The organism is Butyricicoccus sp. (assembly GCF_977037065.1).
Map to the genome: position 1 here is coordinate 55,853 of NZ_CDRQNY010000002.1, position 12,319 is coordinate 68,171.

Here is a 12,319-nt window from a genome sequence, read left to right on the forward strand (position 1 = left end):
TACGTTACAGTTGGGAGAAAACCTCACCTATCGGCGCATGAATGACCAGATCAGCACGGCGATCCGCAGGAGTGGGGGACTTGTTGACCAGAACCAGCTTATTGCCGCGGTAATAGTCGATCAGGCCGGCCGCCGGATATACCGCTAGCGACGTACCGCCGATGATCAGGATATCCGCCTTGGAGATGTACTCCACGCTCTTGTTGATGGTGTAGCTGTCGAGTCCCTCCTCGTACAGCACGACATCCGGCTTGATAATACCGCCGCAGGAGCATCGCGGAATACCGGTGCCCTTGACGATATCCTCAACCGGATATGGCTTGCGGCAGCGCATGCAATAGTTTCGCAACACCGAGCCGTGCAGCTCAAGCACTTCCTTCGAGCCTGCCTTCTGGTGCAGACCGTCGATGTTCTGCGTTACAACGGCACGACACTTGCCCTCGCGTTCCCACTCGGCCAGCTTGAGGTGTGCGGCATTCGGCTCCGCATCCAGTGCAAGCATCTTTGCGCGATAGAAGCGGTAAAACTCCTCGGTTTCACTCAAAAAGAACGTGTGGCTGAGAATGGTCTCCGGCGGGTATTTGTACTGCTGGTTGTACAGACCGTCCACCGAGCGGAAATCCGGAATGCCGCTCTCGGTCGATACGCCCGCACCGCCGAAAAAGACGATATTGTCGCTGCCGTCGATCCACTCTCTCAGTTTAGCAATCTTCTCATCCATGATATTAGCTCCTTTCGTCGCTAATGAATTGAAAACGGATAATGGAGAATTGAAAATTAAGGTATTGGGCATTTTCTATTCTCGGTTTTCCATTGTTTCGATTATTCGGTAATCGAAACCAGACCCTCATGGCGCGGCTTTGCCGGCGTTTCCTTTTCGATGTAGCCGATTGCAGCGGAGCAGACAACGATGTGGTCCTCCGGTACGCCGTACTCGGTCAACAGTGCACGAACCTCGGGCACGTCGCAGGTCTCGCGCAGCTGGTTGATCCAGCAGGAGCCGAGGCCAAGCTCGGTAGCCATCAGCAGCAGATTCTCCATTGCAGCAGCGCCGTCTACCAGAGCGTGGTGCTCATCCCGCTTGTAGGAAATGATAATATTGACCGGTGCACCGTAGAAATTATACTCCGGACCGCGATTGTCTGCCTCAGCAACGGCACGGGCCAGCTTGAGCGACTTCTCTGCATTGTAAATCACGGTAAAGTGCCACAGGTACTTGCCCATGCCGGAAGGGCCCATTCAGCAGCTTCAACAATCTGCATGATCTGATCCTTCGGCGGCAGCTCGGACTTGAACGCGCGCGTAGAGCGGCGAGACTTGATAACTTCCATCAGGTTAGACATAGGGAAAAACCTCCTGAAACAAATAGGGATTGATATTTATAAATATAGTATATAGCATTCTGGGTGTCGTTTCAAGACAACATGAACAAAAATACGGCTGCATCTGTAAATTATCTGTGAAAACAGCGGTTTATGTGGTATACTGATTCTAATTGAAAAATAATGCGGGAGGAATCTCTTACATGATCACTATCAGCGATCTTAGCTTAAACTTCAGCGGCGAGCCGCTGTTCAAAGATGTAAACCTGAAATTTACCCAGGGCAACTGCTACGGTGTTATCGGTGCAAACGGTGCAGGCAAGTCTACCTTCCTGCGCATTCTGTCCGGCGATTTGGACCCGTCCACCGGCACGGTTTCGATTGCGCCCAAGACCCGTATGAGCGTACTCAAGCAGGACCACTTTGCCTTCAACGAGGAGACTGTTCTCAACACGGTTCTCGGCGGCAATGAGCGTCTGCTTGAGGTCATGCACGAAAAGGATGCGCTCTACATGAAGGACCCGTTCACCGAGGAGGACGGCAACAGGGCTGCCGAGCTGGAGTCCGAGTTTGCTGAAATGGGCGGTTGGGACGCCGAGACCGAGGCCAGCCAGCTGCTGAACGGTCTGGGTCTGGATGCAGATGCCATCCTGTACACCGAGATGAAGAACCTCGGTGACGTTGAGAAGGTCAAGGTGCTGCTGGCGCGTGCACTGTTCGGCAAGCCGGATATTCTGCTGCTGGACGAGCCTACCAACCATCTGGATATTCAGGCAGTCCGCTGGCTGGAGGACTTCCTTGCCGATTTTGAGGGCACCGTCCTCGTTGTATCGCATGACCGTCACTTCCTGAACAACGTATGTACCCACATCGTCGATATTGACTACGGCAAGATCAAGCTGTACGTCGGCAACTATGAGTTCTGGTATGAGTCCTCTCAGTTGGTTCAGCGCATGATCAAGGACCAGAACCGCAAGAATGAGGAAAAGATCAAGGAACTGCAGAACTTCATTCAGCGTTTTGCGGCAAACAAGTCCAAGTCCCGTCAGGCGACCAGCCGCCGCAAGCTGATCGACAAGCTGTCCGTCGAGGAAATGCCGGCTTCGTCCCGCCGTTACCCGTGGGTAGCGTTCGACGCGGACCGTGAGGCAGGCAAGGACATTCTCGAGGTGCGCGGCATCTCCAAGACCATCGACGGCGAGAAGGTGCTCGACAACGTATCTTTCATCGTGCGCCGCGGTGACAAGATTGCGTTCATATCGGATAACGAGCTGGCAATGACTACGCTGTTCCAGATTCTTATGGGCGAGATGAAACCGGATGAGGGCAGCTTCAAGTGGGGCGTTACCACCTCGCAGAGCTATTTCCCGAAGGACAACAACGAGTTCTTCGAGGGCCACGAGGAAAACATGCTCGACTGGATCGCACCGTATTCCCGCACGGATACACTGGAATCCACGCTGCGCGGCTTCCTCGGCCGTATGCTGTTCTCCGGCGACGATGTTTACAAGCCGGTTCGCGTACTGTCCGGCGGTGAGAAGGTTCGCCTGATGCTGGCGCGCATGATGCTGTTCGGCTCGAACGTGCTCGTCATCGACCAGCCGACCAACCACCTCGATCTGGAATCCATCACCGCAGTCAACAACGGCGTTCGTGATTTCAAGGGCACCGTGCTGTTCGCGTCGCATGACCACGAGTTCGTGCAGACCATTGCGACCCGTATTATCGAAATTCGTGAAAAGGGTGTTCTGGACAAGGAATGCACCTACGACGAGTTCCTCGAGTTCCGCGAGACCTACAAGGGCTGATGCCGGAGCGCTTTCGGCGCGGTTTGAACGGTCTGCTCGTGCTGCTGATACTGGGTGCACTGGCATACGCCTCGGCGCTGCTGTTTGGCTGGAACTGTCCGATCAAATACTTGACCGGCGTGCCATGTCCCGGCTGCGGACTGAGCCGTGCACTTGCCGCTCTGCTCCGGCTGGACTTTCGTACGGCACTGCGGTTTCACCCGATGGTTTTCGTTCTGCCGACAGTCGTTTTGTACGCACTGTTTGGTAAAAAGCCGCTTCTTGGCTCAAAAAAACTCGAACGCGTGCTGCTGTGGAGCGTTATCGTGCTGGATATCGCAATTTGGCTGATACGTCTCGCGCTGCATGACCCGCTGATTTTTTGAAGATTTCCCGCTCGAACTGTACTGCACGGTTCGAGCGGATGTTGCTTTATTCGGCATTTTGTGCAATATGCAAAAATTAACCGGAAATTTAATCGGGTTTTGCTGTACTTTTTCGTAGGCACATGCTATACTGTTGCCAAGGGAGGGGATAGTTTATGATGTTTGGAATTGACAGCCTGTATATCTGGCTGGCTGTCATTATCATCAGTGTAGCGGTAGAGGCGTTTACACTCACGCTGTGCGGCATCTGGTTCGCTGCCGGCGGTGTCGCGGCACTCATTGCAGCCAGCCTTTCGGTCGGATTGATGGGGCAGTGGATTGTGTTCATCGTGTTCTCCGCGCTGCTGCTTGTACTGGTGCGTCCGCTCTGCCGCCGTTTTCTCGGCAGCCGACAGCAGGCGACCAACGCAGATCGTATCATCGGACAGACGGCTGTTGTTACCGAACCGATTGACAATATTCTGGAGACCGGTGCGGTGAAAATCAACGGAAAGATCTGGACAGCCCGCAGTACGACTGACGCGCAAATTGCAATCGGGACAAGAGTCACGGTTGTGGAGATCCGCGGCGTCAAGGCGATTGTAAAACCGAACCAACTGTAAAGGAGCGTTATCATGGATTATATTATTGTACCCATCATCTGGATTGTGCTGATTATTCTGTTCATCGCGTTCATTGCAAGCAATATCGTGATCGTGCCGCAGGCGAAGGCGTATGTTATCGAGCGTCTCGGTACCTACCGCGACACATGGAGCACCGGCCTGCATTTCAAGGTGCCGCTGTTTGAGCGCATTGCCCGCAAGGTAACCCTCAAGGAGCAGGTAGTCGATTTTCCGCCGCAGCCGGTTATCACCAAGGATAACGTAACCATGCAGATCGACACGGTCGTGTACTTCCAGATCACCGACCCGAAGCTGTTTGCATACGGTATCGAGAGCCCGATGGCGGCAATCGAAAATCTGACTGCAACCACACTGCGAAACATCATCGGTGATCTCGAGCTTGACCAGACGCTGACCAGCCGCGATATCATCAACACCAAAATGCGCTCCATCCTCGATGAAGCGACCGATGACTGGGGCATTAAGGTAAACCGCGTGGAGCTGAAGAACATCATTCCGCCGGCAGCCATTCAGGAATCTATGGAGAAGCAGATGAAGGCCGAGCGCGAACGCCGCGAGTCCATTCTGGTAGCGGAAGGTAAAAAGCAGTCCGCGATTCTGGTGGCTGAAGGTGAAAAGGAAGCAACCGTTCTTGCTGCAGAGGCAAATCGCCTTGCCAAGATCAAGGAGGCCGAAGGTGAAGCGGAAGCGCTGCTTACCGTGCAGAAGGCACTGGCAGACTCCATCAATCTGCTGAATGAAGCGGCACCGACCGAGCAGGTTATCAAGCTGAAATCCCTCGAGGCATTCAGCAGCGCCGCTGACGGCAAGGCAACTAAGATCATTATCCCGAGCGAGATTCAGAGCCTTGCGGGTCTGGCAACCTCATTCAAGGAAGTTATGACCGATCCGAAGCGCGAACAGCCCAAGAAGTAAAAAATGCGTTCAAGTCCTGCAGACCGTATCCGGCCTGCAGGACTTTTTTGCACGCAAAATTGTCATTTGTGTCCGACTCGATTCTTGACAGAAGTGGACTGGAATGTTATCATAAGTTGAATAGATATGCACATATTGCGGGAGGGATCAAATTGTCGGCAAAGCATACAGACGCAGAACTGGAGTGCTGCGAGGAGCATATCGTCCATACGGACGCAGTTATGGCAGCGCGCAGCGCAATGCCGGCAGAGGAGATCACTACAGCCGCATCAGATTTTTTCAAAGCGTTTTCCGACAAGACCCGCTTGCGGATACTGGCGGCGCTTGTGTCCGCAGAGCTGTGTGTCTGCGATATTGCATCGCTGCTGAACATGAGCCAGTCCGCGATATCGCATCAGCTTCGTTTTTTGAAGCAGGCGCGGCTGGTCAAGAGTCGAAAAAACGGAAAAACAGTATACTATGCGCTGTGCGATGATCATATTCAGACCATTTTGGCACAGGGAATCGCGCACGTGCAGGAGGGATAAACGGAATGAGCGAAAATAACCGCCCTGATTCGGAACAGAAGAAGGACCAGACAACGGCGGAAGATATTTTAGCACAGGTCGATTCGATTTTAGCGGATCTGGAAAATTCGGCAGTAGCGCAGCTGTTTGCCGCTCCGGAAAAGCCTAAAACCGAAGAGAACAAAAAACCGCCTGAAAAAGAAGAATCAGCGCCGCCCGGCGAGCCTGAGCCGCCGGACAAGAATGCGGAGCAGCCGGAAACTGAACCGGAAGCCGATACATCGCACCAAAGTGAAAGCGAATCTCCGGAGGCGGAAACGCCGCCCGAGGAAGCGGCGGCAGCTGAGCCTGCAAAGCCCTCGGAGGAATCAGACGCAGCTGAGGAATCGCCGGAAGATTCGGAAGACGAATTTGACGAAGAAGAAGATTCGCCGGATGAGGCTGAAGACGAGGACGACTGGGACGAACCGGAATTTGACGACGAAGGTATAGAGGACGAGCTTCCTGAGGAAGAACAGTCAGAGGAAGCGGAATTCGAGCCTATCATAGAGGAAAAGCCGGACAGGCTGCAGAAGCTAAAAGAAAAACTGAAAAACCATGAAAAGGACAAGGCGGAGAAAAAGGAACAGGCAAAATCCGCACCTAAGGAGAAGCCTAAGCCAAAGGATGAAGAAAAAACGGAGGAAAAGAAGCCGGAACCGTCAGTAATCGAAGCTCCGGAGGACGTGGACGATACCACCGGTATGAATTTCGTGCAGAAGGCACAGTACCGGGCAAAAATGCGTCGGCGTGAGCAGACCCGTCTGCGGCGAGAAAATGCACGCCGTATACAGGAAGGCGCTGAAGTGACCTATCAGCCGATGACACGGTTGGATATGCAGAGCACAGGCGCACGGCTGGCTGCCGCGGCAATCGTTCTTGTGGCCGGAATCGCGATGGGAGATTCGAGCGCGGCATTGCCGCTCTGCCTGTTGGCGTTTTTGATCACAGCGCTGCCGATTGCAGCGCGTGTGCTGACCAATCTGACACACGGTTCATTTTTCGATGAATATCTGCTTGTGCTAATGGCATCCATCGGCGCATTCGCGCTCGGCAGCCGTGCAGAAGCAACGATCGTGCTCATCCTGTTTGAGATTGGCAAAATTGCAGGTGATATCGTTCTATCATCCACCTATCAGGCATTGCCGCAGCAGCATGATTTCATGCCGGAAAAGGCAACGGTCGTCAACATGAAGGGCGAACAGCGTCAGGTTCCGCTGGCAGATATCCGTCTGGGCGAGCTGGTTCTGGTACACTCGGGTGAGCGCGTACCGATTGACGGCGTTGTACTTCGCGGAGACGGCACGGTGGATGACAGCGTGCTTACCGGTGAAAACGTGCCGATGGCAGTTGATAAGAACACGCGTGTGCTGGCAGGCAGCCGGTATAACGGCTCTCTGATGCTGATTCGTGTGATCTCGCGCTATGAAGACTGCGCGGTTCGTCAGATTCGCCGCGTACAGAATGCGGCCGCCGAACACAAGGCAGCGTTGGAAAACAGTGCGCAGCGTAATGCCAAGCGTCTGGTTCCGGTTGTGATCGTCATTGCCGTACTGGCAGCCGCACTTCCGCCGCTGTTCATGCCCGGTTCAGATATGACCGGCTGGATATATCGCGGACTGACGCTTCTCATCGCCTGCTGTCCGACCGCACTGGCGCTGGCTGTCCCACTTGCTTTTGTATGCGGCGGCGGCCGACTTGAGAGTGAAGGCGTTCACATGAAGGGCAGCGAAGCGATGGAACGGACTGCAGACCTGCGTCTGGTCGTGTTCAACAAGACCGGCACAGTGACTAACGGCAATCTGCAGATTAAAAAGATTTATCCCACACAAGAGTTTTCCGAAAAGAACTGTCTGGCACTTGCCGCAGCAGCTGAGCAGCTTTCACAGCATCCGATTGCGCGCACAATCGCAAGTGCATGCCAGGAAAAACTGCCAAAGATCGAGGAATTTGAGGAATTCCCGGGCCGTGGCGTGCGCGCCCGTATCGGTGATCACGTTCTGCTGGTAGGCAACCGCAAGCTGATGGTCTCCCGCGGTGTCAAGGGCTTGCCGGATATCGACGGCACGGTTGTTTACATCGCCTGTGAAGGGGCGCACATCGGTGTGATTGAATTGGAGGATACGGTTCGTCCGTCCGCTGCTGACGCGATCAAGAAGATCAAGGATCAGGGCGTTGAGCGCACGGTGCTTATCACCGGTGACGCTGAGACACCAACTCAGCGAATTGCAAATGCCGCCGGCATCGACACCGTTCACTGCGGTTTGATGCCCGAGGAAAAGCAAGCGAAGCTGGACTTTATGATGCGCACGATTCCGACAGACGGCACGACCGCCTATGTCGGCGACGGCGTAAGCGATATCGAGCAGCTCAAGATGGCCGATGTCGGTGTGGCAATGGGCACGCGCGGCTCCCGCTATTCAGCGGATGCGGCGAATATACTGATTACCGCAAATGATCTGAGCGGTCTCGGTGAGGCTGTTCAGGTCTGCAAGACTACACACGGAGTTGCAATGCAGAATCTGACACTGCTGGCCGCCATCAAGCTGGTGCTTGCTGTACTGGCGCTGATCGGTCTGGCGCAGATGTGGATGGCAGTTATCGTCGATGCTGTACTCACGGTGCTGACCGTGTTCAATACGACTCGACTGCTCGGTAGCAAGCCGGAAATTCCGGAGGAATAAGCAAAACGCGAAGGAAGTGTAAAAGCTTTCTTCGCGTTTATTTTTTTGTTTCATGTACTTTCTGCGCGAAAACGGTCAAAAACGGTATGGTTTTTTTCGGAAGGATATGATACAATAATCTGTATGAATGAAAATGGAGGAATACGTCTTGCATAAAAAGATGGAAGCCATTTTGTCCCGTGTACAGAAGCCGGCACGCTACGTCGGCGGTGAATGGGGCTCGGTGATGAAAGATAAAAAGAACATCGATCTACGATTTGCGTTCTGTTTTCCGGATACCTATGAGGTTGCCATGTCTCACCTCGGTTCGCGTATCCTGTACGGTCTGCTCAACGATCAGAAGGGCATCTGGTGCGAACGCGTCTGCGCGCCATGGATTGACATGGAGGCCGAAATGCGTGAGGCAGGGCTGCCGCTGTACGGCCTGGAGAGCGGTGACCCATTGTCGGACTTTGATATTATCGCTTTTACGCTGCAGTACGAGCTGTCGTTTTCCAACATTCTGAATATGCTGGATCTCGGCGGTATTCCGGTGCTGGCAAAGGACCGCACCGAGCTCAAGCATATTGTAGCCTGCGGCGGTCCGTGTGCCTACAATCCGGAGCCGCTCGCTGACTTTGTTGACCTGTTCATGATCGGCGACGGCGAGGAGATCATGCTGGAATTTACCGATCTGTACCGCAAGGCCAAGCGCGAAGGCTGGTCTAAGCAGGAATTCCTGATTGCGGCAGCACAGATCGAGGGCATGTATGTACCTTCGCTGTACGAGGTCAAGTACCACGAGGACGGCACGATTGAGCGCGTTACGCCGACACACGGCGCACCCGCACTCGTGCAGAAGCGCATCGTCAAGGATCTGGATACCATGTACTATCCGGAGTCCTTCGTTGTGCCCTCGACGGATATTGTGTTCGACCGTGCGATGATCGAGCTATTCCGCGGCTGTCCGCGCGGCTGCCGGTTCTGTCAGGCCGGCCACACTTATCGTCCACTGCGCACCAAGTCCAAGGAAGTGCTGCTCAAGCAGGCGCAGGCGGTGCTCAAGAACTCCGGTTACGAGGAAATCTCTCTGTCCTCGCTGTCTACCAGTGACTACGGTGAGCTGTCCGGTCTGACCGAGTGCATGCTCGATTATTGTGAGCCGCGTCATATCAGCCTGTCGCTGCCGTCTCTTCGTGCGGACAGCTTTTCCGCCGAACTGATGGAACGCGTACAGAAAACCCGCAAAAGCGGCCTGACGTTCGCATGTGAGGCCGGTACGCAGCGCCTGCGTGATGTTATCAACAAGAACATCCGCGAGGAGGACGTGCTACATGCCTGCGAGATTGCCTTTCAAGGCGGCTGGAATAACGTCAAGCTCTATTTCATGATGGGTCTGCCGACCGAAACCTATGAGGATCTGGATGGTATTTCCGACATCTGCAAAAAGGTTGCCTACTGCTGGCGCGAAAACACGCCCAACCGTGCGCGCGGCGTGCGTATCACAGCGTCGGCATCGTGCTTCGTGCCCAAGCCGCAGACTCCGTTCCAGTGGGATGCACAGGATACGCTCGAGCAGTTCCGCGAGAAGCAGGCGCATATGAAAGTTGTGATGAAGACCAAGAACGTCACCTACAACTGGCATGATGCCGAAACCTCGGTGCTCGAGGGCGTTATTGCACGCGGCGACCGCCGTCAGGGCAAGGCGATTCTGCTGGCGTGGCAGCGCGGCTGCAAGATGGACGGCTGGGATCAGTGCTTCGACTTTGACAAGTGGATGCAGGCGTTCCGCGACTGCGGACTCGATCCAGAGTTCTACGCATCCCGTCAGCGTCCGATGGACGAGGTGTTCCCGTGGGATCACATCGGCTGCGGCACGCGCAAGGAGCATCTCAAGCGTGAGTGGGAGCGTTCCCGTGAAGCGGCTATCACGCCGGACTGTATGCACCAGTGTGCCGGCTGCGGCGCAAGCGCTCTGCTGAAGGGAGGCAAGTGCCATGTTTAAGGCAAGAATGAAGTTTGCCAAGGAGGGACGCGCCAAGTATATCTCCCACCTTGATCTCATGCACGCCATGCAGCGCTCGATGGCGCGCTGTCAAATGCCGCTGTGGTTTACCGAGGGCTTCAACCAGCACGCCTACGTTTCGGTGGCGCTGCCGCTCTCGACCGGCTACTCCGGCGAGTGCGAATTTCTGGATTTCAATATCACGGCAGAAGCCGTGCCGGAAAATGCGGTGGAAGCGCTCAATGATGTATTTCCCGAGGGCCTGCGTGCAATCGAGATTTACCCGCTTGCCGACGGCGGCATGAAGGTCGGTTCGATCGAATGGTCGCAGTACCGCATCACATGGGGTTTTGAGGATGGTACGCCCAAGGGCTTTGCCGACGATGTGCGCAATCTGTTCCGCCGCCCCATGGTCGAGATCGTCAAGCGCTCCAAGCGCGGCGAAAAGGTCGTCAATATGCGTGAGCTGATGCGCGATCTGACCGTGACCGATGGTCCGGATGAGGTGACCGCTGTTGTCACCACCGCTGCCGGCAATAACAACATGAGTCCGGAATATCTGACCCGTGCCATCCGGCAGTATCTGCCGCAGTACGAAATTCCGTTCAGCGCATACCACCGCATGAATGTGTTCACCGCTGACGGCACTCCATTTCGATAAAAGGAGAGTTTCATGGCAACCCAGAATGTTTCCGAAGAACAGCTGCAATCGCAGTTTACCTATATTGACGCAGTAGCCCGCCTATTGGGGGACAAGCGCCCCAAAGCCTATACGCATACGTTCGGCTGTCAGCAGAACGAGGCGGATACCGAGCGTATCCGCGGCATGCTGTCCGAAATGGGCTACGAAATGACCGATACGCCCGACGAGGCAGATTTTATCCTGTTCAACACCTGTGCTGTGCGTGAGCATGCCGAGGATCGTGCGTTCGGCAACGTCGGCGCACTCCGCCATCTGAAAAAGGATCGCCCGGGCATTGTTATTGCAATGTGCGGCTGCATGGCCCAGCAGGAGAAGAACGTCGAGAAGATCAAGAAAAGCTATCCGCAGGTAAATCTCCTGTTCGGCACGCATGCGCTCTGGCGGTTTCCGTCGTTGCTGTACCGCGTGCTGACCGAGAAAAAACGCGTATTTGACATCGGCGGCGAGGACGATATTGCCGAAGGACTGCCGGTGCTGCGTGCCAAGGGCGCGAAGGCGTGGCTGTCCATCATGTATGGCTGCAACAATTTCTGCACCTACTGCATCGTGCCGTATGTGCGAGGTAGAGAGCGCAGCCGCCGACCGGAGGAGATCGAAAAGGAACTGCGCGAGCTGGTCGATGCAGGCTATAAGGAGATTACTCTGCTCGGGCAGAACGTCAACTCCTATGGCAAGGATCTCGGCATTGACGTGGATTTTGCCGATCTTCTGCGCCGTCTCAACGCCGTGCCCGGCGATTTCTGGCTGCGGTTTATGACAAGCCACCCGAAGGACGCGTCCCCCAAGCTGTTCTCTGCTATGGCAGAGTGCGATAAGGTTGCAAAGCAGCTGCATCTGCCGTTCCAGTCTGGCAGTGACGAGATTCTGCATCGCATGAATCGCCGCTACACGGCAGAGCACTACAAATCGCTGATTGCGGCCGCACGATCGAAAATGCCGGATATTACGCTGTCGAGCGATATTATCGTCGGTTTCCCGGGCGAAACGGAAGAGAATTTCGAGGACACCTTAAAGCTGGTGCAGGATACCCGGTTTGACCTGCTGTTTACGTTTCTGTATTCGCCCCGCACGGGCACGCCCGCGGCCTCTTATGAGGATAACGCAACACAGCAGGACAAGCAGCGCCGCTTCGAGCGACTGCTCAAGGCGCAGGATGAAATCGTTGCTGAAAAGCAGGCGGCGTATCAGAGCAAAAAGCTGCGGCTGCTTGTGGACGGCAATGCCAAGGGATCGGAGTATCCGTTCACTGCGCGTACCGAGGGCAACCTGCTTGTCTGCGTACGCGGTGACGATATCAAAATCGGTGAATTTATCGAGGCAGAGATCGAGAAAACCTCGCTTCGCTGTCTGTTTGCACACAAATTATAAGA

Annotated in this window: 10 protein-coding genes and 1 pseudogene; 9 read left to right on the plus strand and 2 right to left on the minus strand. The window is 54.8% G+C overall.

Annotated features, from left to right (window positions below; translation table 11 throughout):
- Window positions 1-4: 4 nt before the first annotated feature.
- Together ACWVX6_RS01135 and ACWVX6_RS01140 are read right to left on the minus strand one after the other, a co-directional pair.
- Window positions 5-721 (minus strand): NAD-dependent protein deacylase, encoded by a 717-nt coding sequence (locus tag ACWVX6_RS01135; RefSeq protein ID WP_455152110.1) that lies wholly within the window; start codon window positions 719-721, stop codon window positions 5-7.
- Window positions 722-822: 101 nt separating this feature from the next.
- Window positions 823-1,343, minus strand: a pseudogene (locus ACWVX6_RS01140) (nitroreductase family protein).
- 182 nt (window positions 1,344-1,525) lie between these two features.
- Here ACWVX6_RS01140 and ACWVX6_RS01145 point away from each other — a divergent pair.
- From ACWVX6_RS01145 to miaB, 9 genes are all read left to right on the plus strand, one after another.
- Window positions 1,526-3,130 (plus strand): ABC-F family ATP-binding cassette domain-containing protein, encoded by a 1,605-nt coding sequence (locus ACWVX6_RS01145; protein WP_110436760.1) that lies wholly within the window; start codon window positions 1,526-1,528, stop codon window positions 3,128-3,130.
- Window positions 3,130-3,495 carry a DUF2752 domain-containing protein gene (locus ACWVX6_RS01150; RefSeq protein ID WP_455152111.1) on the plus strand — a complete coding sequence of 122 codons (366 nt, stop codon included), beginning with the start codon at window positions 3,130-3,132 and terminating at the stop codon, window positions 3,493-3,495. Before ACWVX6_RS01145 ends, ACWVX6_RS01150 begins: the two co-directional genes overlap by 1 nt.
- A gap of 155 nt (window positions 3,496-3,650) precedes the next feature.
- On the plus strand, window positions 3,651-4,097 hold the full coding sequence (locus ACWVX6_RS01155) for an NfeD family protein (protein ID WP_118645577.1): 447 nt from the start codon (window positions 3,651-3,653) through the stop codon (window positions 4,095-4,097).
- Window positions 4,098-4,109: 12 nt separating this feature from the next.
- Window positions 4,110-5,033, plus strand: a complete 924-nt coding sequence (locus ACWVX6_RS01160; RefSeq protein ID WP_118645575.1) for an SPFH domain-containing protein — start codon at window positions 4,110-4,112, stop codon at window positions 5,031-5,033.
- A gap of 221 nt (window positions 5,034-5,254) precedes the next feature.
- Window positions 5,255-5,560: an ArsR/SmtB family transcription factor gene (locus tag ACWVX6_RS01165; RefSeq protein WP_110437221.1), complete on the plus strand. Its 306-nt coding sequence runs from the start codon at window positions 5,255-5,257 to the stop codon at window positions 5,558-5,560.
- A 5-nt stretch (window positions 5,561-5,565) separates the two neighbouring features.
- Entirely contained in the window at window positions 5,566-8,262 is a 2,697-nt protein-coding gene (locus ACWVX6_RS01170) for a heavy metal translocating P-type ATPase (protein ID WP_455152112.1), read from the plus strand.
- Window positions 8,263-8,395: 133 nt separating this feature from the next.
- Window positions 8,396-10,246 carry a TIGR03960 family B12-binding radical SAM protein gene (locus ACWVX6_RS01175; protein WP_118761245.1) on the plus strand — a complete coding sequence of 617 codons (1,851 nt, stop codon included), beginning with the start codon at window positions 8,396-8,398 and terminating at the stop codon, window positions 10,244-10,246.
- Entirely contained in the window at window positions 10,239-10,907 is a 669-nt protein-coding gene (locus tag ACWVX6_RS01180) for a TIGR03936 family radical SAM-associated protein (RefSeq protein ID WP_118761226.1), read from the plus strand. Before ACWVX6_RS01175 ends, ACWVX6_RS01180 begins: the two co-directional genes overlap by 8 nt.
- Window positions 10,908-10,919: 12 nt before the next feature.
- The gene (gene miaB / locus ACWVX6_RS01185; RefSeq protein ID WP_118761225.1) at window positions 10,920-12,317 is read left to right on the plus strand and encodes a tRNA (N6-isopentenyl adenosine(37)-C2)-methylthiotransferase MiaB; all 1,398 of its coding nucleotides are present in this window, start codon (window positions 10,920-10,922) and stop codon (window positions 12,315-12,317) included.
- Window positions 12,318-12,319 lie beyond the last annotated feature (2 nt).